Annotated in this window: 22 protein-coding genes; 5 read left to right on the top strand and 17 right to left on the bottom strand. The window is 64.6% G+C overall.

Annotated elements, in window-relative coordinates; genetic code table 11:
* Positions 1-3: 3 nt before the first annotated feature.
* The 12 genes from IVB54_RS18710 to IVB54_RS18655 form a co-directional block, all read right to left on the bottom strand.
* Positions 4-846 carry a phosphatidate cytidylyltransferase gene (locus IVB54_RS18710; RefSeq protein WP_026232863.1) on the bottom strand — a complete coding sequence of 281 codons (843 nt, stop codon included), beginning with the start codon at positions 844-846 and terminating at the stop codon, positions 4-6.
* Positions 843-1,601, bottom strand: coding sequence for an isoprenyl transferase (locus tag IVB54_RS18705; RefSeq protein ID WP_007610887.1), 759 nt, complete (start codon positions 1,599-1,601; stop codon positions 843-845). The genes IVB54_RS18710 and IVB54_RS18705 overlap by 4 nt, the downstream gene beginning before the upstream one ends.
* A gap of 112 nt (positions 1,602-1,713) precedes the next feature.
* Positions 1,714-2,277, bottom strand: a complete 564-nt coding sequence (gene frr / locus IVB54_RS18700) for a ribosome recycling factor (RefSeq protein WP_007603628.1) — start codon at positions 2,275-2,277, stop codon at positions 1,714-1,716.
* 65 nt (positions 2,278-2,342) lie between these two features.
* Positions 2,343-3,059, bottom strand: coding sequence for a UMP kinase (gene pyrH, locus IVB54_RS18695; protein WP_247777437.1), 717 nt, complete (start codon positions 3,057-3,059; stop codon positions 2,343-2,345).
* Between the two features lie 60 nt (positions 3,060-3,119).
* A complete protein-coding gene (tsf, locus tag IVB54_RS18690) occupies positions 3,120-4,043 on the bottom strand; it encodes a translation elongation factor Ts (RefSeq protein ID WP_018455041.1) in 924 nt (307 codons plus the stop codon).
* Positions 4,044-4,174: 131 nt separating this feature from the next.
* On the bottom strand, positions 4,175-5,164 hold the full coding sequence (locus tag IVB54_RS18685; RefSeq protein ID WP_007603625.1) for a 30S ribosomal protein S2: 990 nt from the start codon (positions 5,162-5,164) through the stop codon (positions 4,175-4,177).
* 219 nt (positions 5,165-5,383) lie between these two features.
* The gene (locus tag IVB54_RS18680) at positions 5,384-7,879 is read right to left on the bottom strand and encodes a caspase domain-containing protein (protein WP_247777436.1); all 2,496 of its coding nucleotides are present in this window, start codon (positions 7,877-7,879) and stop codon (positions 5,384-5,386) included.
* A gap of 191 nt (positions 7,880-8,070) precedes the next feature.
* Positions 8,071-8,811, bottom strand: a complete 741-nt coding sequence (locus IVB54_RS18675) for a carbonic anhydrase (RefSeq protein WP_026232864.1) — start codon at positions 8,809-8,811, stop codon at positions 8,071-8,073.
* A 112-nt stretch (positions 8,812-8,923) separates the two neighbouring features.
* Positions 8,924-9,073, bottom strand: coding sequence for a hypothetical protein (locus IVB54_RS18670; protein WP_247777435.1), 150 nt, complete (start codon positions 9,071-9,073; stop codon positions 8,924-8,926).
* The gene (locus IVB54_RS18665; protein WP_247777434.1) at positions 9,070-9,441 is read right to left on the bottom strand and encodes a DUF2846 domain-containing protein; all 372 of its coding nucleotides are present in this window, start codon (positions 9,439-9,441) and stop codon (positions 9,070-9,072) included. Before IVB54_RS18665 ends, IVB54_RS18670 begins: the two co-directional genes overlap by 4 nt.
* A 114-nt stretch (positions 9,442-9,555) precedes the next feature.
* Entirely contained in the window at positions 9,556-13,053 is a 3,498-nt protein-coding gene (gene dnaE / locus IVB54_RS18660) for a DNA polymerase III subunit alpha (protein WP_018455045.1), read from the bottom strand.
* Positions 13,054-13,508: 455 nt separating this feature from the next.
* Positions 13,509-14,228 (bottom strand): outer membrane beta-barrel protein, encoded by a 720-nt coding sequence (locus tag IVB54_RS18655; protein ID WP_018455046.1) that lies wholly within the window; start codon positions 14,226-14,228, stop codon positions 13,509-13,511.
* A 252-nt stretch (positions 14,229-14,480) separates the two neighbouring features.
* Between IVB54_RS18655 and IVB54_RS18650 the strand changes: the two genes are divergently transcribed.
* Together IVB54_RS18650 and IVB54_RS18645 are read left to right on the top strand one after the other, a co-directional pair.
* A complete protein-coding gene (locus IVB54_RS18650; RefSeq protein WP_247777433.1) occupies positions 14,481-14,801 on the top strand; it encodes a DUF3551 domain-containing protein in 321 nt (106 codons plus the stop codon).
* A 1-nt stretch (position 14,802) separates the two neighbouring features.
* Entirely contained in the window at positions 14,803-15,051 is a 249-nt protein-coding gene (locus tag IVB54_RS18645) for a DUF3551 domain-containing protein (protein ID WP_018455048.1), read from the top strand.
* A gap of 148 nt (positions 15,052-15,199) precedes the next feature.
* Here IVB54_RS18645 and map read toward each other — a convergent pair whose 3' ends face one another.
* Both map and IVB54_RS18635 read right to left on the bottom strand, forming a co-directional pair.
* Complete coding sequence (gene map, locus IVB54_RS18640) at positions 15,200-15,949, bottom strand: type I methionyl aminopeptidase (protein ID WP_026232866.1); 750 nt, start codon at positions 15,947-15,949, stop codon at positions 15,200-15,202.
* A gap of 78 nt (positions 15,950-16,027) precedes the next feature.
* The gene (locus IVB54_RS18635; protein ID WP_247777432.1) at positions 16,028-19,177 is read right to left on the bottom strand and encodes a GAF domain-containing protein; all 3,150 of its coding nucleotides are present in this window, start codon (positions 19,175-19,177) and stop codon (positions 16,028-16,030) included.
* Between the two features lie 605 nt (positions 19,178-19,782).
* On the opposite strand from IVB54_RS18635, the gene IVB54_RS18630 reads away from it, so the two are divergent.
* A complete protein-coding gene (locus tag IVB54_RS18630) occupies positions 19,783-20,769 on the top strand; it encodes a hypothetical protein (RefSeq protein ID WP_245288408.1) in 987 nt (328 codons plus the stop codon).
* A 35-nt stretch (positions 20,770-20,804) separates the two neighbouring features.
* Here the strand turns inward: IVB54_RS18630 and IVB54_RS18625 are convergent, their stop codons facing one another.
* On the bottom strand, positions 20,805-21,422 hold the full coding sequence (locus tag IVB54_RS18625; RefSeq protein ID WP_247777431.1) for an HD domain-containing protein: 618 nt from the start codon (positions 21,420-21,422) through the stop codon (positions 20,805-20,807).
* Between the two features lie 111 nt (positions 21,423-21,533).
* A complete protein-coding gene (locus tag IVB54_RS18620; protein WP_018455053.1) occupies positions 21,534-21,995 on the bottom strand; it encodes a carboxymuconolactone decarboxylase family protein in 462 nt (153 codons plus the stop codon).
* A 137-nt stretch (positions 21,996-22,132) separates the two neighbouring features.
* Here IVB54_RS18620 and IVB54_RS18615 point away from each other — a divergent pair, with 137 nt between their 5' ends.
* Positions 22,133-23,551 (top strand): PLP-dependent aminotransferase family protein, encoded by a 1,419-nt coding sequence (locus IVB54_RS18615; protein ID WP_247362612.1) that lies wholly within the window; start codon positions 22,133-22,135, stop codon positions 23,549-23,551.
* Positions 23,552-23,578: 27 nt separating this feature from the next.
* Here IVB54_RS18615 and IVB54_RS18610 read toward each other — a convergent pair whose 3' ends face one another.
* Positions 23,579-24,352: a helix-turn-helix transcriptional regulator gene (locus tag IVB54_RS18610; RefSeq protein ID WP_018455054.1), complete on the bottom strand. Its 774-nt coding sequence runs from the start codon at positions 24,350-24,352 to the stop codon at positions 23,579-23,581.
* A 107-nt stretch (positions 24,353-24,459) separates the two neighbouring features.
* On the opposite strand from IVB54_RS18610, the gene IVB54_RS18605 reads away from it, so the two are divergent.
* Positions 24,460-25,539, top strand: coding sequence for a zinc-binding alcohol dehydrogenase family protein (locus IVB54_RS18605; protein ID WP_018455055.1), 1,080 nt, complete (start codon positions 24,460-24,462; stop codon positions 25,537-25,539).
* Positions 25,540-25,563 lie beyond the last annotated feature (24 nt).

The following is a 25,563-nucleotide window of genomic DNA, read 5'->3' as shown; positions in this document are numbered from 1 at the left end:
TGTTCACCAAACCATAAGACCGCTTCCGGCGCTATGCACACCATGGCGGAGGAAGCCGATAATCCATGCCACCAGGATGGCGGCGACAAAACCGTCCAGACGGTCCAATAGCCCGCCGTGGCCCGGAATTAAGTGACTGGAATCCTTGACGTCGAAGCGCCGCTTGACCGCGGATTCGAACAGATCGCCGCAGGCCGACACGATTGAGAGGACCGCGCTGACGAGCAGCAATGGAACTATCTTTCCAACCCCGCAAGCGGCAAAGGCGACCGCGACCAAAAGGCTCGCGGCAAAGCCGCCGAGCGCCCCTGACCAGGTCTTCTTCGGGCTCACGCGCGGCCACAGCTTCGGTCCGCCGATGCCGCGGCCGGCGAAATAGCCGCCGATATCGGTCGCCCACACCACGAGCAGCACGAACATCAGCGCGGCGAAGCCGTTCACGAGATCCTTCCGCAGCAGGATCGAGGCGAGTAGCGCCGCCGACGCATAGGCAAATCCGGAGGCCGCCCAGACGAACTTGCCCCGCGCGATCACCGTCACGACCGCCCCGCCAATCAGGCCGGTGATGATTGCGGTCTTCAGCGCGCCGAAGGCAACGCACAAGCCCATCGCGGCGATGACGATCGTCCCCGCCCCGGTCAGCGCGGTCGAGCCTGCGCCAACCACCATCAGCCATTCCGCGAACAGTCCGATCGACACCAGGGTGACGAGAAGCGCCCACAGCCAGCCGCCGGCATAAGCGAGCGCAATGGCGAGCGGCGCCAGCACCAGCGCCGCGAGGATTCGCATCACGAGATTGCTCGGGGCAGGCTGAGAGCCGGCCGGTGCGGAGTTGGGCTCGCTCACGAGGCGGTTTTCGCGACCAGGCCGCCGAAACGGCGCTCGCGCCTGGCGAATTCGGCGATTGCGCCTTCCAGCGCCGCCTTGTCGAAATCGGGCCAGTGAATCGGCACGAAGACAAGCTCGCTATAGGCGGCCTGCCACATCAGGAAGTTGGACAGGCGCTGCTCGCCACTGGTGCGGATGATGAGATCGGGATCGGGAATGTCGGGCGCGTCGAGATGCGCCCCCAGTGTCTCGGCATCGATCGTGTCGGGACTGCGCCGGCCCTCGGCGACTTCCCGCGCGAGCTTCTGCGCCGCCTTCGCGATCTCCTGCCGGGAGCCGTAATTGAAGGCGACGACGAGCGTGAGGCGCGTGTTATCGCGCGTCAGTTCCTCCGCCTCATTGAGAAGTGCGCAGATGTCGCCCTCCAGCCCGTCCCGCTCGCCGATGATGCGTACCTTGACGCCGTCGCGATGCAGGCTCGCCAGATCGTTGCGGATGAAGCGGCGTAACAGGCCGAACAGATCGCCGATCTCGCTCGCCGGACGCGACCAGTTTTCCGAGCTGAAGGAGAAGATGGTGAGATAGCGGATGCCAAGCTCATGCGACGCCCGAACCACGCGACGCAGGGCCTCCACGCCGCGGCGATGGCCCTCCGCCCGTGGCAAGCCGCGCGCGGCCGCCCAACGTCCGTTGCCATCCATGATGATGGCGACATGCGCAGGCGCATCGGACCGATCTGGTCCTTCCGTTGCGGGCGCGGCGGCGTTGGACATGAGGCTGCCTTAAAGCATGATCCGGACCCGAAGGGCCGCGTTAGCGCAAAGTGCGAAGCGGTTTTCCGTAAAGATCATGCGCGAACATAACCTAGAGCGCGATCCATCCTGCTTAGACGGTGAGGATTTCTTTTTCCTTGGCGGCCAGCAACTGGTCGATCTCGGAGATCGTGCCGTCGGTCGCCTTCTGCACCTCGTCGGCGTGGCGCTTCTGATCGTCCTCGGACATCTCGTGATTCTTCTCGAGCTTCTTGAGAACGTCGAGACCGTCGCGGCGGACGTGGCGCGCGGCGACCTTGGCGGCTTCCGCGTATTTGTGCGCGACCTTGACGAGCTCCTTGCGACGCTCCTCATTGAGTTCGGGGATGCGCAGGCGCAGAACCTGGCCTTCAGTCGCCGGCGACAGGCCGAGATTGGAATCGACGATCGCCTTCTCCACCGCCTTGACCATCGACTTGTCCCAGACCTGCACCGAAATCAGGCGCGGCTCCGGCACGCTGACGGTGGCGAGCTGGTTCAGCGGCATGTGGCTGCCATAGGCGTCGACCTGCACCGGATCGAGCATCGAGGCGGAGGCGCGACCGGTGCGCAGGCCGCCAAGCTCGTGCTTGAGCGACTGGATCGCGCCCTGCATGCGGCGCTTGACTTCGTTGAGATCGAAATTGTCCGTGGCCATCCCGTTTCTCCTTCAAAATCCCGGCGACCTCTCCGCACCTTCTCTCAGGGTGCAACGACAAGCCGTCAGCCGGCGACAATGGTTCCGTGGCCGCCGCCACGCAGTACAGCGCCGATCGAGCCCGGCTCCGCGATCGAGAACACGATGATAGGCAGCGACGTCTCGCGGGCAAGCGCGAAGGCGGTCGCATCCATCACCTTGTAGCCGCCCTCGATCGCCTGCGAATGCGTCAGACGGTCGAATCGCGTCGCCGTCGGGTCTTTCTTCGGGTCGGCCGAGTAGACACCGTCGACATTGGTCGCCTTCAGAACCGCCTGGGCGCCGATCTCGGCTGCGCGCAGCACCGCGGTCGTGTCCGTGGTGAAGAACGGATTACCGGTTCCGCCGCCGAGCAGCACGATCCGGCCCTCGGCGAGGTATTCATGTGCCGCGGTGCGGGTGAACAGCTCGGAAATCTCGGGCATGACGAAGGCCGACAGCGTGCGCGCAGGCGTGCCCTTGCGCTCGATCGTGGCCTCGAGCGCGAGGCAGTTCATCATCGTCGCGAGCATGCCCATGGTGTCACCGGTCGGGCGCGACACGCCGCGCGAGGAGACCTCGACGCCGCGAAAGAGATTGCCCCCGCCGATGACGACGGCGACTTCGGTGCCGAGGTGGCGAGCGGCGATCAGATCGTCGGCGACCCGGTCGATGGTCGGTTGATCGATGCCAAAACCCTGCGGTCCCGCGAGATATTCGCCGGACAGCTTGATCACGACGCGACGATAGACCGGATCAGTCATGAGCACTTTCCTTGTCCGGGCGCCGCTTCCGGCGGCACGCCGGAAGGAACGTTCCGGCGCTTACTTCTTGCCGCTGGCCGCCGCGACCTCGGCCGCGAAGTCGCTTTCCTGCTTCTCGATTCCCTCACCGAGAGCATAGCGCACAAAGCCCGCGATTTTCACCGCGCCGCCGACCTTGCCTTCGGCTTCCTTCACCGCCTGCGCCACCGACTTCCCGGTGTCGTGGATGAAGGCCTGCTCGAGCAGGCAAACTTCCTTGTAATAGGTCTTCAGGCCGGACTCGACGATCTTCTCGATCACGTTCTCGGGCTTGCCCTGCTGGCGATATTTGTCGGCGAGCACGTCCTTCTCGCGCTTGACGACCGCCGGATCGAGACCGGACGGATCCAGCGCCAGGGGGTTGGCGGCCGCGACATGCATCGCGATCTGGCGGCCAAGCGTTGCGAGCTCGTCGGCCTTGCCGGGGGATTCCAGTGCCACGATCACGCCCATCTTGCCGGCGCCCTCGACCACCGCGCCATGGACGTAGCTCGACACCACGCCCTGGCTGACCTCGAGCGAAGCTGCGCGGCGCAGCGTCATGTTCTCGCCGATGGTGGCGATTGCGTCATTGATCGCAGTTTCGATCGTGACGTCGCCGACCTTGGCGGCCTTGATCTTGTCGACATCGGCGCCGGTGTTGAATGCGACCTGGGCGATCATCTTGACGAGGCCCTGGAACTGGCCGTTGCGCGCGACGAAGTCAGTCTCGGAATTGACTTCGACCACGACGCCCTTGTTGCCCTTGGTGAGCGCGCCGATCAGACCCTCGGCGGCGACGCGGCCCGACTTCTTGGCGGCCTTCGACAGGCCCTTCTTGCGCAGCCAATCCTGCGCCGCTTCCATGTTGCCGTCGTTTTCGGTCAGCGCGGCCTTGCAGTCCATCATGCCTGCGCCGGTCGACTCGCGCAGGTCCTTGACCATCGCAGCTGTGATCGTTGCCATCGTTCAAAATCCTTTTTGCCTGCCGGTTTGCCGCGGCGCGGCCAGATCGCCTCGCCGCGGTCCATCTCAGGAATTCGCGTCAACTGAAATGGTGGCCGGAGCTTGTCCGGCCAACCCATCGCTCTTTTTGACTATTCCGCTTCCGCGGTCAGCGCCTTGGCCTTGGCCACCCAGGCGTCCGCGCGGCTCGGCAGGCCGACTTCTTCGCCGATCTTGTGCGCGGTATCGTGATCGAGCTCAGCCAGCTGCCAGAAGTGGAAGATGCCGAGATCGTTGAACTTCTTCTCGATCGCGCCCGACACGCCCGGGAGCTTCTTGAGGTCGTCGGACGTGCCGCGCGGGCCGGCAAGGCCTTGGAAGCCGCTCGTGGCGGGCAGCTCTTCTGCGACCGGCCGAACCGAAGCACCGACGTCGATTCCGGAATCGCCTTGGGCGCGTGAAATGCCGTCAATCGCTGCGCGCGCGATCAGATCGCAATAGAGCGCAATCGCGCGGCCGGCGTCGTCATTTCCCGGCACCACATAAGTGATGCCCTTCGGATCCGAATTGGTGTCGACGATCGCCGCGACCGGAATGTTGAGCCGCTGGGCTTCCTGGATCGCGATGTCTTCCTTGTTGGTGTCGATCACGAAGATCAGGTCGGGCAGACCGCCCATGTCCTTGATGCCGCCGAGCGAGCGGTCGAGCTTGTCGCGCTCGCGCTGAAGGGTCAGGCGCTCCTTCTTGGTGTAGGAGGAGGCATCGCCGCCGGCGAGCACGTCGTCGAGATGACGCAGGCGCTTGATCGAGCCCGAGATCGTCTTCCAGTTGGTCAGCGTGCCGCCGAGCCAGCGCGAATTGACGAAGTACTGAGCGCAGCGCTTGGCCGCGTCGGCAACGCCGTCCTGCGCCTGGCGCTTGGTGCCGACGAACAGGATGCGGCCGCCCTTGGCGACGGTGTCGCTGACCGCCTGCAAGGCGTTGTGCAGCAACGGCACGGTCTGCGCGAGGTCGACGATGTGGATGTTGTTGCGGGCGCCGAAAATGAACGGCGCCATTTTCGGATTCCAGCGGTGAGACTGGTGACCAAAGTGCACGCCGGCTTCGAGGAGCTGACGCATAGTGAAATCGGGTAGTGCCATCGTTCTAATTCTCCGGTTGGTTCCTCCGGAAGCGTGTGAGCAGGACAGAGCGTTGTCGCCCCGGCTGCCACCGGACGGCCTTGTGAGCCATGCTTCCGTGTGAGATGGCGCGGTGTATAGCGCGATTTCGGCCAGAAGCAAGGAAATAAGGGCCTTTCGGGGCGGCTTTCGCCCGCAAGAGGCCCCCTTCCGTAAAGATCGCTCCGGCCTAGCCCCTGCCTAGCATCTGGGCTGGTTCGGCGGGCACTTCTTTGCCGCCGGCGGCGGAGCCGGAGGACGCGGTGGAGGTGCTGCCGGGCGCGGCGGCGGCGGTGGCGCGACGGCCATCCGGGGCGGCGGAGGTGGCGCCGGCCGGGCGACCGGCGGCGCGGGCCGCGCCATTGGCGGCGGCGCCGGTCGAGCAACCGCCACGGGTGGAGCCGCCCGTGGCGGTGGCGGCGGCGCAACACGCGGCGGAGGCGGAGGCGCCGGCCGCGCCACGGCCTGAGGCCGCGGTGGTGGCGCCGACGGCCGGGCAGCCTGGGCGGGAGCTGCGGTCGGCTGATGCTGCGGCCTGATCGGCTCCCGCGCCGCCGAGGGCGGCGGCGTGACCGGTCGTCCAACTGCGCCAGGAGGCGTGCGGGCAGCAGGCGGCGAACCAGCCGGCTCGCGGGTCGCGGACTTGCCATGGTCCCCAGGCCCGATCCCGGTCCCGGGCGGGGCTTGGGCCACCGGCGGCTTCGGCGGTTGGCCGGGCACAGCGGCCGGGTTTGTCGCCGTGGGCGCAGTCGCCGGCGCGGCGGCGGTCGGCGCACCGGGATGACCCGGCGGCGTGGTGCCGGGAGCAGCAGTCGTCGGCGCTCCCGCAGGCCCTCCCGGATGGGTCGGCGGCGGTGTGCCGGGAGCAGTGGCCGTGGGCAGCCCGGGTCTGCCGCCCGGCAGTGGCCCGGCTCCCGCTGGCGGTACAGGTGGACCGCCATGGGTGCCGGGAACCGGCAGGGTGTTGGCTTGGGGCAGCTTGGCCGGTGGCGTGGCAAGCGGACTGGCAGGTGGAGTCGTAGGTGGCGTACCGGTCGGTGCGGCATTGGCCGGCCTGGCCGGAGGCATTCCTGGCCTCGCCGTCGGCTGCATCGTCGCGCTCGGCGGCATCGGCGCCTTGCCCTGCTGAATCAGGGCGGCGCGCTGCACGACCGCCTGCGGCATGGCGGGACCAGCCGGATTGGTGCGCCCGGCAATGGCTGGCGCGAGATTGCCCGCTCCGGCACCCGCACCCGCCGGCGGTGCCGGCGGCTGGTTGATCACCGTGTTGATGACCGTCCTGTTATGGATGTTCTGATAGATGATGTTGTTCGGGGGCGGTGCGACATAGACCGGCGGCCTGACGAACACAGGAATTGGCACGAACATCGGCTGCGGCAGCACGAACAGGCCGACCACCGGCATCGGCGGCGACAGCACGACGAAATCCGGCGGCGGCGGTGGCAGATAATAGACCGGCGGCGGCGGTGGCGGCGCAAAGCCAAAATCCGGATCGCTGAAATACAGCACGGGACGCTCGACATAGACCACCTCCTCCGGCGGCGGTGGCGGCACGTCGTAGTCGATCATCGCGAAGCTCGGCGGCGGCTCGGCCGGCGCGGTGAGAATCGCCAAGCGCCGGCGCGCATCCGCCGCATGCGGACCGCGCGGATAGCGACGCAGATACGACCAATAGGCCTCCGGCGTGTCGGTCCGATAGGTCCGCCGCCAGGTGATGGCCTCGCGGCGCGCCGCGACGATCACCATCACGCGCTTCGACAGCGGGTCGCCGGGATAGGCGGAGAGAAACTCTTCGTAGGCCGGCAGCGTGTCGCGCGTGAGCGCGGCGGCATAGGCATCCTGCACGCCGAGATCGCGGATCGGCTTGTTGCGCATCGCGGCGACTTGGTCGGGTGCGGCCTCAGGCGGCGGCGCGTCAGGTCCGCGCTCGAAGAACGAGAATTGCGCCGATATCTTCTGCTCGTTCCAGGGCACTTGCGCGCCCTTGCTGGCCTCGTTGACGCGCAGGCGAACGCGGTCGAACACCTCAGGCAGCGGTAGGCCGCCGGTGCGGATCATCTCCGCCAGCGACTGCGCATAGATGCCGTAAGGTCCAGGCTCCTCGGGCGCCACCGTGCCGGGCGCGGCGTTGAACGCGATCAGCATGTTGGCGTCGGGCTCGACCAGCGCAAGTCCGCTCGCGATCTGCTGGCCGCCCTCCACGAAGGGCTGCGCCCGCGCAGCGTCGAGCACGACGATGTTGGCCTTGAGCGGAACGGAGGCGAGCTGGCGGAGATAGTCGCCGATGCGCAGGCCTTCGGTCGGAATGTCGGTGTCGCGGGTGATGTTGGAATCGACCGGGATGAAGTAGTTCTCACCGGCAAGTTGCACGCCATAGCCGGCGAGGTAGACCATCGCGACGGTGTCCGGTCCGGAGGCCTGCGCCTTCTGGATGAAATCGCGAAAGCTCTTGCGCAGCGTGTCGCCGTCGAGATCGCGGGCGCCGACGACGTCGAAGCCCGCCGCCTGCAGCGTCTGCGCGATCAGGCCGGCATCGTTTGCCGTCGTCGCCAGCGGCGACTTGGCATAGGCGCCGTTGCCGACCACGAGCGCCATACGCTTTTCCTGCTGCTGTGCACGCGCCGGATCCGGCGCGCCCGCGGCAAGGACCGCGATTGGCAGGAGAAGGCAAATGAAGGCTCGGAGCGTCCCACGCATGACTTGCTTGCCCGTTTTTGTTGTTGAGATGCCGCCACGCATCAGACGCGTGGCGAGCTGAATGACACTTGAACGAAAGGCTTCCAAATAACGAAGGCTTGGATTGAGGCGGCGGCATGGCGCCCGGCACCAACGCCAGGGCGCCTGCGTCAGCCTCGCGACAACGAACCGGCGCGAGCCGGTTCGTCTCGTCAGACCTGCGCGATCAGGTCGACCGTTCCCGTCGTGAGCCGATAGATGCCGCCGACGACCTTCAGCTTGCCCTGCTCCACGGCCGCATTGAGGATCGGCGCTGCCGACTTCAGCTTCGCGACGTTGTCGATGACGTTCTGCCGGATCGCCCTGTCGAGGACGTCCCCACCCTGCTGCATCGCAGCCTTCGCTGCAGGCGTGATCGCATCGACCAGCGATGGAATATGGCCCGGCGGCGGCTTGTTGTCCTTGATCGCCTTCAGCGTCGCATCGACCGCGCCGCAAGCGTCATGGCCGAGCACGAGGATCAGCGGCGCATTCAGCACGGCCACCGCGTATTCCATGCTGGCGATGGTTTCGGTGCCGGCAAAATTTCCGGCGACGCGGCAAACGAACAGATCGCCGCGGCCAGTGTCGAAGGCATATTCCGGCGCGATGCGCGAATCGGCACAGCTCAGTACGGCCGCGAACGGATTCTGTCCGCCGACCAACGCCTCGCGCTCGTGCTTGAAATCGTGCCGCCGCGACACGCCTTCGACATAGCGGGCATTGCCTTCCGTCAGGCGCTTCAATGATGCGTCGGGCGACAGCACGTTCTGCGGCTTGGGCGGCGCCTTGGTCTCTTTGGCGAAGGCTCTGCCGGTCAGGGCGAGGCCGAGCGCCGAGGCACCCAACAACATCGCGGATCGTCGCGACGGCGCGATCCTCTCATGTGGGGATTCATTGCACTTGTCGCACATGTCACGTTCCCTCCCGGCGCGATGGACGAACGGCCTCACGGCGATCATAGCCGCAACGCTGTGACGACACCACAAATGACGGTGCGGGCGGAGCTCGAATTTCGCGCGGAGGCTATTCTGCCAACCGAAGCTCTGCGATCGTCGTCCTGGCGGCCGATTCATCCAAGGGCAGGAAATCCAGCGGCCCCTGATTTTTATAGCCGGACGTCATCGCAAGGGTGAGACCCCAGCCCAGCACCCCCGTGCTCGCATTCGCGATCATGGCGCTCTTGCGCTGACTGAGCGCGCTACGAAGAACACGGTCTGGCCGGACTGAGCCGAAAAGTCCACGCGCGTGACGCCGAGCGCCGCCTCCTCTGCTACGAACTGGTGCTGGCCTGCCGGGCGATCGACATAGACATATGTCCCGGTCTTCAGGCCCTTGATCGGCGTACCGTCGAGGGAAAATTCCCAGTCCGGATCGCCGATGCCGCCGAAGCCTTTCTCGCGAAACACGACGACACGGGCCTGCCCGGCTTTCGGCGGACCCAGCTTTCGTACCGTCTCCGAATATCCGAGCCCGCTCCTCGCCGTCTCACAGCCGCACAGCAGTGCCGCAGCCACGAGCAATACCAGCCCACGCAATAGCATCACGCCCTCAGATTTTCCCCGAGTGCATGCTAACCGAAAACAGCGAAAGGTTGCAACAGGGCCGCCGCATGTCCCGCGCAAGACATGCAGCCGCCTGCAACACCGTGCGCGTTGCTAGAGCTGCTGCACGTCCACCACACCGGCGACCGCCTTGATGGCGCCGGCGATCTGCGGCGAGACCTTGAAGCGGCCGGGCAGCTTCATCTCGACCTCGGTTTCGAGGTCGAGCATCATGACCAGCGAGACCTCGCCGTCGCCGTTGGAGCGGGGCGCGATGCCCGGACTGCCGACCTTCGGCGCGGCGCCGTTCGCCATGTCGGGGCCGGCGAGACGCTTGGCGATCGATTCCAGCGGCTTGGTGTCGCGCACGAAGATGCGCAGGCCCTTCTGCGTCTTGGCCGCGGCCTCGTCCAGCGGCTCGGCGTGCAGCACGCGCGCGCGGACGTCCTCGCCCTGGAGCTCGGCGCCGAGCTGGAGCAGCACCGCGGCGCCCGGTTCCAGGACGTCGCGATATTGCGCGAGGCCTTCGGAGAACAGCACCGCCTCAAAGTGACCCGTGGGATCAGAGAGCCCCATGATGCCCATCTTGTTGCCGGTCTTGGTCCGCCGCTCCATGCGCGACACCACGGTGGCCGCGACCTTGCCGGCGGTGGCGCCGGTCTTCACCGCGCGGGAGAACTCGGCCCAGGACTGCACGCGCAGCCGCTTCAGCACGGTGGCGTAATCGTCGAGCGGATGTCCCGACAGGAAGAAGCCGATCGCGTCATATTCGCGGCGCAGCCGCTCGGCCGGCAACCAGGGCTCGATCTGCGGCAGCATGATGGTCGGCGCGTCGGCCGAGCTGCCGAACATGTCGTTCTGGCCGACGGTTGCAGCTTCGTTCGCCCGCTGGCATGCGGCGAGAATCGAGTCGGCGCCGGCGAAGACCCGCGCCCTGTTCGGCTCCAGCGTGTCGAAGGCGCCCGCCGCGGCGAGGCTTTCGATGATGCGCTTGTTGATCGCGCGCGGCGACACCCGCGCGGCAAAGTCGGCGAGCGAGGTGAACAAGCCGTTTTTGGTCCGCTCCGCGATGATCTGCTCGACGGCCGCAATACCGACGCCCTTCAACGCCGCGAGCGCGTAGTAGATGGTCTTGTCGCCGACTTCGAAAGTCGCGCCGGAACGGTTGACGTTGGGCGGTTCGACCTTGATGCCGAGGCGCTGCGCCTCGGCGCGGAATTCGGACAGCTTGTCGGTATTGTTGAGATCAAGCGTCATCGACGCGGCGATGAACTCCACCGGGTAATGCGCCTTCATGTAGGCGGTGTGGTAGGACACAAGCGCATAGGCCGCCGCGTGGCTCTTGTTGAAGCCGTAGTCGGCGAATTTCGCCAGCAGCTCGAAGATGGTATCGGCCTGCCCCTTCGGCACGCCGTTCTTCACTGCGCCTGCGACGAAGATCTCGCGCTGCTTCTCCATCTCGGCGCGGATCTTCTTGCCCATGGCGCGGCGCAGCAGGTCGGCGTCGCCGAGCGAATAGCCCGACATCACCTGCGCGATCTGCATCACCTGTTCCTGGTAGATGATGACGCCGAAGGTCTCCTTGAGAATCGGCTCCAGCACGGGGTGGAGATATTCCGGCTCCTCGTCGCCGTGCTTGCGCGCGCAATAGGTCGGGATGTTCGCCATCGGACCCGGTCGATAGAGCGCGACCAGCGCGATGATGTCCTCGAAACGGTCGGGGCGCATGTCGACCAGCGCGCGCCGCATGCCCTGGCTTTCAACCTGGAACACGCCGACCACCTCGCCGCGCGCCAGCATCTGGTAGCTTTCGGCATCGTCGATCGGCAGCGTCGCGAGATCGACGTGGATGTTGCGCGGCTTGAGCAGTTTGCACGCGACGTCGAGTACGGTCAGCGTTTTCAGGCCGAGGAAGTCGAACTTCACGAGGCCCGCGGGCTCGACCCATTTCATGTTGAACTGGGTCACCGGCATGTCGGATTTGGGATCGCGATACATCGGCACGAGTTCGCTCAGCGGGCGATCGCCGATCACGATGCCGGCCGCATGCGTCGAGGCGTGACGGGTCAGGCCTTCGAGGCGCTGCGCGATGTCGAACGCGCGCGCCACCACCGGATCCTCGTCGCGGAACGCCTGGAGTTTTGGCTCGCTCTCGATCGCGGCGGCCAGCGTCACCGGCGTGGCCGGATTCTGCGGCACGAGTTTTGTGAGCTTGTCGACCTGGCCATAGGGCATCTGCAGCACGCGGCCGACGTCGCGCAGCACGCCGCGCGCCTGCAGCGTCCCGAAGGTGATGATCTGCGCGACCTGGTCGCGACCGTAGCGCTCCTGGACGTACCTGATCACCTCGCCGCGGCGATCCTGGCAGAAGTCGATGTCGAAGTCCGGCATCGAGACGCGTTCCGGATTGAGGAAGCGCTCGAACAGCAGGCCGAACTTGATCGGGTCGAGGTCGGTGATAGTCAGCGCCCACGCCACCAGCGAGCCTGCGCCGGAGCCGCGGCCCGGCCCGACCGGGATGCCCTGGCCCTTTGCCCATTTGATGAAGTCGGAGACGATCAGAAAGTAGCCCGCGTATTTCATGCGCATGATGACGTCGAGCTCGAACGCAAGCCGCGCGTTGTAATCTTCTTCCGTCGTGCCTTGCGAGAGGCCGTGCACGCGCAGGCGGTTGGCGAGCCCCTCCTCCGCCTGCCGCTTCAATTCGGCCGCCTCGACTGCGGCGGCATCGGAGCTTGCGGCAGCGCCGACCGTGAAGAACGGCAGGATCGGCTTGCGCGTCATCGGCCGGAACGAGCAGCGCTCGGCGATCTCCACCGTCGAGGCCAGCGCCTCCGGAATGTCGGCGAACAGCACCGCCATCTCGGCGCGGGTCTTGAAGCGGTGATCGGGCGTGAGCTGCTCGCGCTCGGTCTCCGCGATCAGCCGCCCGCCGGCGATGCAGAGCAGCGCGTCATGGGCTTCATAATCGTCGGTCGTGGCGAAATACGGCTCGTTGGTCGCGACCAGCGGCAGGCCCTTGGTGTAGGCGATGTCAATCAGGCTGCTTTCGACCCGCCGCTCCTTCTCGATGTTGTGGCGCTGCAATTCGATGTAGAGACGGTCTCCGAACAGGCTGGCCAGACGCTCGCAGCGCGCCGCCGCGAGCTCGGTATAACCGCCGGCAAGCGCCAGCGAGATCGGTCCGTCCGGACCGCCCGTCAGCGCGATCAGACCTTCGGTCTCGCCTTCGAGCCAGTCGAACTTGATGTGGGGAGCATGAGTGTCGGGCGTCTCCAGGAACGCGCGCGAGTTCAGCCGCATCAGGCTGCGATAGCCGCGCTCCTGCGCGGCCAGCAGCACCACGCGCGAGGGCAGCAGCACGTTGCGCGCATTGGGATCCTGGTCGCCGAACTCGATCGCGATCTCGCAGCCCACGATCGGCTGGATACCGGAGCCCGCCATCTTGTCGGAGAACTCCAGCGCACCGAACATGTTGTCGGTGTCGGTCAACGCCAGCGCCGGCTGATGGTCTTTCTTCGCTAGCTCGGCGAGCTTGGCGATCTTGATCGAGCCCTTGAGCAGCGAATAGGCCGAGTGAACGTGAAGGTGGACAAATCCGGCGCTCGGCATGGTCGCGTGACGGCCTCTTGCAGATGAGATGGAGCGGTCACCGGCACCGGAGGCATCCTGCACTCGCCCGGCCGACTCGCCTCATAATGGTGGGGCGTCATGGTGCCAGAGTCCACGCCGGAGCGGCCGATCGGCCGCGTCGTCCTGCTTTTCCCCAACCTAGGCCCGCGCCTAGAGCTGCGGGAGCACCTGGGCCCAGATCGCAATCATCCCGACAAACAGCGCGATCGACGCCAACGCGGCGGCCTCTTCAACGAAAATCCTGAACATGGCTTACTCCATGGTGAGAACGTATGAAGAACATTGTTCTCATTTCGTTCTCAGGAGTCAAGCCATCTCGACCATCTCCAAACAGAATGGTTAACCCGCTGAATTTAAGCAACAAAAAAGCCCCGGCCGATGGCCGGGGCTTTCGCCAACCGCTCGAAGTCGAGCGATCGATAGCAGTCTTTTACTCAGTAACGGCCGAGGCTCGGGCCGCCGAACTTGTAGTTCAAGCGAACGAGGCCCATGTCGACGTCCTGGCGGATGCGATCGGTGCCAACCAGGCCTGCGAACGTGACGTTCTTGTCCTGCAGGAAGATGTGGTTGTACTCGACGCCAACCGACCAGTTCGGGGCGAAACCGTACTCGAGGCCGGCACCGATCGTGCCACCCCAACGGGTCTGATCGTTCGAGGACAGCAGCGCGCCGCCAGGGGTCGAGACTTCATACTTGCTGCCGGCGACAGCCGCACCGCCCTTGGCGTAAAGGAGGACGTTGTTCCAGGCGTAGCCGATCTGACCGGTGATCAGACCGAACGAGTCGATCTTGGAGCGGTTGCGCGTCGCGAACAGCGCGCTGACGTTGTCGCCCGAGAAGTCAGCCCAGTTGCCCTGACCTTCGATACCGAATACCCACTGGCCCGACTGCATGCGGTAGCCGATCTGGCCGCCGACCGTGCCGCCGGTCGCATCGTGCGAACCCTCGCGGCCACCGCCGACGAGATCCCAAGTCGAATGGGCGGAACCGCCGCCGCCGTTGACGCCGATGTAGAAGCCGCTCCAGTCGTAGATCGCGGCGACCATCGCCGGCGCCTTGGTGTAAGGCCGCGCAGCGAGGTCAGCAGCCACCGCCGGTGCGGTCGCGCCGAGCGCGACAAGGCTCACAGCAGCAAGCAACAGATTCTTGTTCATTTGATTCCCGTTCCAGTTTCGTCGTTAGGCCCCCGGGCCGTAGCGTCGTCATAGCAGCGCTCGACAGAATTGCTGTAACCTCGACGCCACAGTTCGCGCCAAAGGATCGCGCTTCATTAATGAAGATTTACCAGCGCGCGCGGGAAACCCTTTGAAACAAGAGTTTTCATGAGTTCCATTGTCGACTACACGACATACGCAGCATGCGCGCGTAACAACGTCGCGCGCACGTTCGCGTGATTGGAGAATCGAATGCGCAGACGAATTGCTCTCCCCATTGTCGCCACATTTTCGCTCGTCCTCGCCACATTTGGTTTCACGCTTAGCGCAAGCGTGCCTGCGCGCGCGTTCGGGACCCACCATGCCTTCTGCCTCACCGGCGATGAATGGCCGGGGCTGAGCAATTGCACGTTCGACACTTACGCGCAGTGCCAGGCGAGTTCGTCGGGCCGCGCCCTCACCTGCATCGCGAACCCGTATTTCGCAGGCCAGAGCGACGATCCCTACGCGTATCAGAACAGGCCGCGCGCGCAGGTGCCGGGTTATTCGCCCGGTTACTATTTGCCGCGCTGAGATGCGTCGCGCTCGCTTCGCGCTCCTCGCGATCGGCCTGCTGCTCGCCGGCGCGCCTGCGCACGCGCAGACCTACGATCCGAGCTATCCGGTCTGCATGCAGATCTACGGTCCCGTCGGCTATTTCGATTGCCGCTACACCTCTCTCGAGCAGTGCAGATTTTTAGCCCTCGGTCGGTCAGCGACGTGCGTGGCGAACCCGTATTTTGCGCAGAAGAAGCCCCCTCGCCACTCGCGGCGCGTCAATTAAATCGGGACTTTGATATGCGGCCCGCCTTGCGTTGAGCTTCCGACGCCACGCTCGGCAATCTGGTCGGCGAGACCGGCGCCGCCGCTGGCTCTGGATGATCGAACCCGTTCGGATGCTGCCCGAGATCCGGTGGCTTGAGGACGCCTCCTTAACCAGCCATCGTAACGATCAACGGTCCGCTTCGCGTAGCGATCACGGTGTGCTCGTATTGAACGGTCGGCGCCTCGGGGCTGCTGTAGAGCGTCCATGGATCATCGCCATCCTCTGCCCATTCCGCGCCAAGGGACAGGAACGGCTCGACGGTGAACACGAGGCCTTCGCTCATGATGCGGCGTTCGGAGCGGTCGGGCCACGTTGCGATCTCCGTCGGCTCCTCGTGGAGCGACAGGCCGACGCCGTGACTGGCAAGGTTCCTGACCAGGCTGTAACCGTTCTTCCGCGCAAAGGTCCCGATGGCCTGACCGATACCGGCAATCGGTTTGCCGGCTCCGACCTGCTGCAGGCCCGTCCACATCGCCCGCCGGCCGTCCCTGCAAAGACGTTCGACCGCGCGGGTTGCGGGTGGAACGGCGAATGAGGCTCCCGCATCCGCAAAGAAGCCGTTCTTCTCGGCTGACACGTCGATGTTCACGAGGTCCCCGCGCGCGATCCGCCGATCGCCGGGGATGCCATGAGCGATCTCCTCGTTCACGCTGATGCAGGTTGCGCCCGGAAAGTCGTAGGCCAGCTCCGGAGCCGAACGTGCACCGGCGGCCTCCAGCAGCGTTCGCCCGATCTGGTCGAGCTCGGAGGTGGACATGCCCGGCTCGAGCGCCTTTCCCATTGCCTCCAGGGTATTGGCGACAATGCGCCCGATCTCCTTCAGGCGCGCGAGGTCGTTGTCATCCGAGATTGTCATGTCATGCTCTTCCGAAAGCCGGGACATAGCCCTTGTGAAGGCAGCTTGCAAACGGAAGAGATCGTTTCCAAAACGCGTTCAGATCTCGTCGAGCAAGGTGCGGACTTTGGCAGCCAGGTCTTCGATAGCGAAGGGCTTGGGAAGCAGATGCTTGCCGGCATCGAGCACGCCATTGTGAACGATTGCATTGCGCGTGTAGCCGGTGGTGAACAGCACTTTCAGCGCCGGGTATCGTTTCGACAGCTCGGCCGCCAGCTCGGCGCCGGTCATGTCGGGCATGACGACATCCGTGAACAGCAGATCTGGAACGAAACCATTTTCGATCGTCCTGATCGCCTCTTTGGCGCTGGCTGCCTCGATGACGTTGTAGCCAAGTTCGCGCAGGCTTTCGGACGAAATGTTGCGGACGCGCTCGTCGTCTTCCACGACGAGAATGGTTTCGTTCTGATGGCTTGCACCGGCGGGTATTTCTTCCTGTGACAGAGCTGAGCCCGCCTCCTCGCCGGCGAAGCGTGGAAGGTAGATCTTCACGGTCGTGCCAACATCGACTTCCGAGTAAATTTTGACATGGCCGCCCGACTGCCGCACGAAACCGTAGACCTGACTGAGGCCGAGACCGGTGCCCCTGCCCACGACCTTGGTCGTGAAAAACGGATCGAACACCTTGCCCAGCACGTCGGCCGGAATTCCCGTGCCGTTGTCCGTCACGGCCACGAGAACGTACTGCCCGGGTGCGAGTGCATACTCGCGAGCATATTTTCGGTCTATCGAGACGTTGCTGGTTTCTACTGTCAGCCTGCCGCCCTTCGGCATGGCATCGCGCGCATTGACCGCGAGGTTGATCATCGCGCTTTCCAGCTGGGCCGGGTCTGCCTTGACCCGCCAGAGGCCAGCCGCCAACACCGTCTCGAGGCGGATCAGCTCGCCCAGCGAGCGCTCGAGCAACTCGCTCATCCCGCCGACCATCTTGTTGATGTCCACGACCTCAGGCGCGAGCGGCTGTTGGCGCGAGAACGCGAGCAGCCTCTGCGTCAACGTGGCTGCGCGATTTGCACCGTCGATGGCGCCCTCGATGAAGCGGTCTATGCTGACCTCTCCCCTGCCGAGCCGCCGCTTGGCAAGATTCAGGCTGCCGAGAATCACGGCCAGCATATTGTTGAAGTCGTGGGCAATGCCGCCGGTCAACTGCCCGACGGCTTCCATCTTCTGGGATTGCCGCAATTGCTCTTCGGCCTTCATGCGCTCGGCAATTTCGTCGGCAACACGTTGCTCCAATCCGGCGTTGAGCGCCTCGAGCCGGGTCAAGAGCTGGGCGTTGTCGATAGCGGTGGCGGCATGGCCCGCAACACCAAGCAACGCGGACTCCTGCTCGGCTTGGAATTTACCCGTCTCGGCGTGACCGAAGAATAGTCCGCCGAAAACTTCGCCGGTGCGCGAGATCACAGGGACCGCCAGGTAGGATCGGACCGGAAGATGGCCCTCGGGCATGCCTTTCCGCGGCGCGTTCTTGCCATAGCGGGGGTCCCGCAGGATATCGTCGGACCTCACCACGCCGGAGCCCTCGAAGGTCGGGCCAAAGACGGCTGTGTTACGCGGCATCGGAAAGTTTTCAAACGCGGATCGCGGCGCACCAGACAGCGAATACAGCATGTAGCTGCCGCCATCCGGCGCCAGAACGTTGTAGAAAAAGGCGCCGAATTGAGCACCGGTGAGTCCGACGCCGGCATCCGTCACGATCTGGACGATCTTGTCGAGGTCGCGTTCGCGAGAGACCGAGGCCCCGGTATCATTGAGTATTCTGAGATGACGCTCGGTTTTCTTTTGCGCGGTGATATCCAGAACCGTTCCGATGAACCGAACAGCTTGGCCGTTGGCAAAGATGGCTTGACCGGTCGCGGCGATCCAGCGTTCGACCCCATCCTCGATGCCAATGGTCCGGTATTCCATGTTGTAGTTTGCCGGCGCGTGCGGCGTCAGCGCCGCGGAGACGGCCTCGTGGGCGCGCTGCCTGTCTTCGGGATGAAGGCCCTTCAGGAACGACCCTTCATAGCTGACTTCGGCGTCCGGCGATAAACCGAACACCTCCTTGCAGCGGCTATCCCATCGAAGAACGTTGTTGACCGGGTCGTAGTCCCAGGTGCCGATACCAGCCGCCTTGTTTGCAAGCGTCAGTCGTTCGGCGGCCTCCCGCGCCGCCTGTTCCGATCGGACGCGCTCGATGTGGGCCCACGACCGTTCGGTCACTTCGGTGAGCAAGGCGAGTTCGCGCGGCGTCCACTGGTGCGGGCCCCGGTGATGGATCGCCATCAAGGCGGTGAGTTGCCCTTCTTTGACCAAGGGCATGCAAATCGTCGAACCGATCCCGATGTTCTGGAAAGTGGCGGCTTCCTCAGGCGCAAGCTCCTTCAAATTGTCATTGATGATCAGGGGCCTGCCGGCGCCGAGCTCTCGCACCGCCTTCTTCCCGAAGTCAGCCAGGCTGTAGTGACCAAGGATATGCACCGCGCCCGGCGCCGCCCAATCCCCGCGTATGGTGAAGCCGTCCTGGTCGGGATCCATATCGGCATAGGCACAGCTCGATACCTCGAGATGCTCGCCAAGCATCCTGGTCGTCACCGCCATCACGCCGTCGGCATCGCGGGTCCTGGCCGTCTCCTTGTTGAGTGCGTCCAGGAAAAGCAGCCGGGCTTCGTTCTCCCGCACGGCCGTCTCAGCACGGCGACGCTCAACGGCCGTGCGCGTACGCTCGGCAACATCGCGAATGAGCTCCAGCTCTTCGGGGCTCCATTCGCGCGGCCCGGCATTGTTCAAATACAGCAGCGCCACGACCCCATCGGCCTCCGAGATCGGCATGTTGACGAGCGCACGCGCAGAGATCGCCTCGAGAGCCTCGGCACGATCGCCGACGCGAGGGTCTTTTTCAGCATCGGCACAGATGACGGTCTCGCCCCGCTTGAGATCTTCGATGTAGCTGCCATAGTCGCGGAAGCGCAGCACGCCTGCGAGGCTCAGGATGCCCGGTGCGTTCCAGTCGCGGACAATGGTGATGGTCTCGGCTGAGGTGTCGACCGTGCCATAGCCCGCCCGGCTGACGTTCAGGCTGCGGCCGAGCAGTTCCGCCGCAGCATAGGCGAGATCGTCGGGATTGCTGATCTCTCGGATGAAGTCGCCGAGTGTGGCTAAGACGGAATTGCGATCGGCCGAGCGGATCCCGGTCGCTGTCGTCATTGGTCTTCCCCTGCCACGTTCCTAGCTCCACGAGGAGCTACTGCTTGATCGTCCCGCTGCTGTTCGCTTCGACCACAGGTAGCCCGCCTGACTTTCTGAGTGATGCAGCCGGGTCGCGCAAATTGTCTGCGCGATAACCGCATGATGGCATTTAGGTTCCTGTCGTCACCGTCCCCTTGGGAGATGCTGTTCTGCCTGCTCCCACATCGCCCCCAGATTGCCAATCCAGCCGTCGCGGACAGACCCGTGCGGATGCGCCACCGCAAGTTGTGGCTGCGCGGATCATCGTGTAACATCGATCTCTGCTTTTCACTGCGGGTGGTCCCCGTCGTTTCATGCTCGCCCGTAGTCTGCTTGTCCTGGCCTCGCTGATGCTTCCTGGCGCATTGCACGCCGAAGGGACGCCGGCCGAGAAGACTGGATTTGCATCCAGGCTGACGATCTATCTTGCCAAGGGACCACCAGACGCCTGCGGACCGGGCTGCGACCGCTGGATCGCCATCGAGGGCGATATCGACCAGGACGCTGCGCCGCGCATTCGCCGCTTCCTTGCCGGCGTCAAGGACACGCAGCGTCCGATCTACCTCTATTCACCGGGCGGAAACGTGGAGCAGTCCTATGTCATCGGGCGGTTGTTGCGCAGCCGCAAGGCGATCGGTCGGGTTGGCCGGACCATCGCGACGGCGTGCGCCGCGGGCACGCAGGTGGACGCCGCGTGCCTGAAAATAAAAAATACCGGCGGCGAGGTGGAAGCCGAACTCACCACTTACCATGCGATGTGCAACTCGGCCTGCGGCTACCTGTTTCTCGGAGCGACATCGCGCGAGGTCGCCCCCGACGCCGCGCTGGCGGTCCATAATTCCAGGCTGGTCCTTGCCTTTCACGGGCATCCGCCTCCGGCGGCGGTCGCGGAATACAGGCAGCGCCGGATGGCCAGGGCCGATCGCGATCGCGCTGCGTTCATCGCGGCGATGGGAATCAGCCGCGAGCTAGACGATCTGATCCGGACGGTGAAGTTCGAAAACCTGCACCTGCTGACGCGCGCCGAGCTCTATCGTTTCGGCATCGACACGCGTTCGCTTGCCGAAACGGCGTGGAAACTGGAAAAGGAAGCGCGCCCCTTCGTCCGCAAGATCGCGATGCTGAAGGAGAACGGCGCGTCGTTCCGGCCTATGGAATGGCGTCTGTCCTGCGAAAGCGGAAAGCGCGTGCCGTTGACATTCGCGCGCGAGATCGACGAGACGGCCATCGGCAAGACCACCATCCTGGTGACGGCGGACGCCGCTCCGGACAACGCGGCCGGAGGGTCTGTGTTGCGGGCCGGAAAATACGAAGTCTGGCGCGGCAGCATTGATCCGGACATGCTCAAAGCGATACTGGCGTCCCGCTCCCTCCATGTCCGCGAAACCACGCTGTTACCCGACGACAAGGCGGACATCACGAAATTCGACATCGACTTGACGGGCCTGACGTCAGTGTGGCCGCAGCTTGCGGCGTCATGCGCGGCGGCGACGCCGGCTCCGAAGAGCCCGTGGCCGGCCATTCAGCAGCCGAACGCCAGCGTAACGCCCCCGGCCGCACCGTCGCCATGAGTCAACGTGGCGAAACTCGAACATCGCGCCGAAGGTCAGCTCCGCCAGGGAGTGTTGCGGATGCGCGTGCATGCGTTCGGCTTGTGAAATGTGGGGTCGTGATCTTCGATGTAATCGAAATTGACAGTCCCGAACGTGGTCTGCGGCTTCTTCAAGGCCGAGCAGATTTGTACCTGAAGGAATTCGTTCTTGAAATCACCGCGCGGAAATGCGGTGGTCACCTGGTCGCGCTGCTCTGGCGAGTACTCGTCATAGCCAATCCCCACGACGTCGACCAACACACCCGCATTCGTGAGAGCGATTTCCGGCCGCATGTATTGTGGAATTCCGGGCGTCGTATGTAACGCGATCGCCTCCCAAACCAGATCGGCTTTTGGCTCGTCGATGCCGTGCCCCCTCAGAAATTCGCGGGCGGCATCGGCGCCCTCAACTTCAAATCGCTTGGTCTGTGTATGGTAATGGTCGACAAGCCCGAGATCGTGGAACAGCGCCGCGATGTAGAGCAGCTCGGAATCGAATTTCAGATTTTGCCGATGTCCCTTGATCGCGCCGAACACAAAGACGCGGACCGAGTGGTTGAACAACATGTCGTTTTCGTACTGGCGCACCAGCTCGGCGGCCTCCCGTGTGATCTTGCTGTCGGGAATCTTCACGCCGGAAATTGCGATGGTCATTTCAAGCTCCTGCCTTGAATCGCCGATATCTCAGGACATGCCGTCGCAGTCGATGGCATGTGTTTACCCTCTTGCCGTCTGGCACCGGGGTCAGGCTGCCATCTCTTTCGCGGCCTGTGGCGTATTTCGGAAGCTGATTGCCATGCGATTGTACGCATTCATCAGGCCGATCGCGATGGTGAGATCGACGAGCTCGCGCTCCTCGAAGACGGCGCGGGCAGCCTCGTAAGCTTGATCCGGGATGCCGGTTTCGGCCACACGGGTCACCGTTTCAGCCCATGCGAGGGCGGCACGCTCCCGCTCGTCGAAGAGATGACCGCCTTCCGCCCAGGCCTGCACCAGCGCGATCTTTTCGATCTTCTGTCCGCTCTTCAGCAGATCGCGCGTGTGCATGTCGAGGCAGTAGGCGCAATTGTTGATCTGCGAAATGCGCAGATAAACCAGAGTGACGAGCGTTGCAGGAAGATTGCTCTGCATGACATAGCCGTAAACGCCGCCGAGCGCTTTCATGCCTGCGGGTGCAATGCGGTCGTAGTCGAGACGCTTAGCCATTTTCATACTCCATGATCGGTTCTGTTCGGCGGCTGTCGCCATGTACTTCCGCCATGTACTTCCCTGCCCGATAAATGGCCCCGCCATGGTCTACAAAAAAGCACCAAGAATGGACGAAAATCGTGTACCACGGGGGCATGGTCAAACCGCTGCAGCTGGAGCTCGATCGATCTGCGAAGACGCCATTGGCGGAACAAATCCGCAGAGGTATCGGAGCTGCCATCGAGAGCGGCGTGCTGGCTCCGGGAGCTCGTCTGCCCTCATGGCAGGATTTGGCGGCTCAGCTGGGCGTGGCGCGCGGCACCGTGCGATCGGCCTACGAAAAACTTTCCTCTGCGCAACTGATCGTCGCGTCGCGCGCGACCGGAACGCGTGTTGCGGATCGACCCGCCTTTACCCCTCGGCAGGAAGCCGCTCCCCACCCCGGCTCGTTCATGGAGATGTACCAGGAGCTCACTGCGGGACCGGCCGTTTTCCAAATGGGTGTGCCCGCTCACGAGACCTTTCCCGCCAAGCTCTTCTCGAGGATGCGCACGCGGGCGGTGCGCGCGGAAACCAGCGCACCGGCCATTTATCGGGATCCCCGCGGCGAGCTGGAATTGAGGCGCGACATTGCGGCATATCTCGCGCTGGCGCGGGGTATCGAATGTGCACCGTCGCAGATCATCATCACCGGCGGCTTCAGCAGCGGCCTCGGACTGGCACTGCGGGTTCTCGGCCTCGAGCAGAAGAAGGTCTGGATGGAGGACCCGGGCTTCCCCTTCACAAGACACGGCCTTGAGCTTGCAAGGTTGTCCATCAGGCCGATCCCGGTTGATGTAGACGGCATTGACGTCCGTTACGGCCTGAAACACGCTCCTGATGCTGCGTTGGTGGTCGTGACGCCGGGACAGCAGGCACCGCTTGGCTCCACCTTGTCGCTGGCAAGACGTTCATGTCTTCTCGACTGGGCAGCCCAGGAAGGGGTATGGGTGATCGAGGACGACTATCTGAGCGAGCTTCAGCTGAGAGGGCGGGCCACACCGGCGCTCGCCTCTCTCGATCGTTTCGGGCGCGTGATTCACATCGGGTCGTTCAGCAAGACCCTGACTCCTGCCTTGCGGCTGGGCTTCGTCGTTGCACCCGCCTCTCTGGCATCCCGTTTTGCCGAGGTAGCGGCATGCCTCGCTCCGGCGCCCGGGCCCTCCGTACAGCTCGCAACCGCCGAATTCATCCGCGACGGCCACTATCTGCGGCATCTTCGACGCACGAAGCGGGCCTATGCCGCGCAAGTCGATGCGCTGCTGAAATATTTGAAGGCACGCGCCAAGGACGTTGCGAAGGACGTTGCGATCGCCGGATTGGCCGCGGTCCTGAGACTGCCGGACGGAACCTCCGACGTCGCGATCGCGAGGGAAGCAGCATCGTTTGGGTTGGCGCCCACGCCCCTATCGCTATGGCATGCGTCCGCGGCCTCGGCGCGATCCGGCCTGTTGCTGGGCGTCGCCACATCTCCCCACAAGAGGATCGAGGCGTCCTGCGATCGGCTCCTTCAGATCATCGACCGTCATACGTGACGAGCTTCGACCCCATGTTTCCGCAATCTACACCGGCGTGTAGATCACGAGCTTCAGCGCCGGATCGTCATTGGCCTGAAAGCTCGTGTGCTCGAACCGGAGCACGCCCTTGGTCGGATGGTTCATGATCTTGAGGCCCGCGGCAGTGCTGCGGATCTCGTGCGCCTCCCACCATTTGACGAATTCCGGACTGCCCTGGCGCAGCCGCGTCAGCAATTCCGTAAAGGCGGGATCGCCGGCCCAGACGTCGTGAGTGGCGCGAAACATCGCGACCATGCTCTTGGCGATGTCAGCCCAGCCGGCACCGTAGAATTTTCGCGTCTGCTTGTTCGTCATGACCAGCAGCAGCGTGTTGCGGTCCTGCTCGGGCAATTGTCCGAACCCGAAGATCTCCTCGGCCGCCGCGTTCCAGGCCAGCACGTCCCAGCGCCGCCCCGTGACATAGGCCGGCTGCGCCAGGCTCTCGATCATCCGCCGAACGGGGGGCGGCACGATCTCGCGCGTGAACGCGCGCCTATCGCCGTCGCGCGCAAGTGCCTTGAGATGGGCGTGCTCGGTCTTGCTGAGGCGCAACGCTCGCGCCAGCGCATCCACGGTGGTGACCGAGGGGCTGACGGTGCGGCCCTGCTCGAGGCGGATGTACCAGTCGACGCCGATGCCGGCGAGCTGCGCCACCTCTTCGCGGCGCAGGCCCGCCGTGCGACGCCGCCGGCCCGCGGGAAGCCCGACCGTCTTCGGCGACAGCTTTTCGCGGCGGGACCTGAGGAAGTCGCCGAATTCGACGCGGCGTGGGTCGGCCATGGTGACGTGCCTCGATGGAGGGCTTGGGGAATACTAGGATAATACCAGGCCTTCCTGGGCCTGGAAAGGCGGCGCATATGGGCTTCAACCCACTTTGAGGTGAGATCATGAAAGCTGCCGTATTGAAATCATTTGGATCGCCGCTTGCGATTGAGGAAGCCGCGGACCCTGTGCTCGGCACGGGCGAGGTCATCGTGGACGTCATCGCAACGCGGGTGCTGTCCTACATGAACGAGGTCTTCAGCGGGGCACGCAACTATGCCCTCGACCTGCCGATCATCCCGGGGCCAGGCGGCATCGGCCGGGTACGCGCCATCGGCCCGGACGCAACCAAGCTCAGCGTTGGCGACTGGGTGTTCTGCGACCCGACGGTGCGCTCGCGCGACGACGCCGCAGCGCCCGACATTGCCCTGCAAGGACTCACTGCCCCCGGTGCCGGCGCCATGCGCCTGCAACAGCATTTTCGCCATGGCTCGTTCGCCGAGCAGATGCGGGTGCCGACGGAGAACGTCAAACGGCTTGGCACGATCGCGTCGGAGGACGCCACGCGATGGTGCGCGCTGGGGACGCTGCTGGTGCCCTATGGCGGCTTTCTCGCCGCCAGCCTTCAGCCCGGCGAGACCGTGCTGGTGAGCGGGGCCACCGGCAATTTCGGCAGCGCAGCCGTCTCCGTCGCGCTCGCGATGGGCGCGGCCTGCGTGGTCGCGCCCGGCCGCAACGACAAGATCTTGGCCGACCTCGTCCGCCGTTTCGGCGATCGCGTGAAGCCGGTCAAACTCTCCGGCAACGAGGATCACGACCGCGAGAGCATGAAGCGTGCGGCGCCCGGGCCGATCGACTGCGTGCTCGACATCATGCCGCCCTCGGTGAGCACGAATGTGGTGCGCGCGGCGATCATGACGGTGCGCCCCAATGGCCGCGTCGTGCTGATGGGTGGCGTCGGCATGGCCGGCGGCGCTGGCCTCGAGCTGCCCTACCCCTGGATCATGCGCAACTGCATCAGCATCCACGGCGTCTGGATGTATCCGCCGGATGCGGCAAGCCGCCTGATCGCGCTGGTGCGCGCGGGACTGCTGAGGCTGGAGGAGTACGAGGCCACGGCCTTCGACCTCGACCACGCCAATGAGGCGGTAGCCCATGCCGCAGCCAATGGCGGGCCGTTCAAATTGACGGTGATCCGGCCTTGAACCTCCCGGGAGCACCATTTTTTT

The sequence above is a fragment of the Bradyrhizobium sp. CW1 genome, assembly GCF_023100665.1.
Classification (GTDB): domain Bacteria; phylum Pseudomonadota; class Alphaproteobacteria; order Rhizobiales; family Xanthobacteraceae; genus Bradyrhizobium; species Bradyrhizobium canariense_D.
The sequence above is the reverse complement of the archived record's forward strand: the minus strand, read 5'-3'. Positions and strand labels throughout refer to the sequence as shown.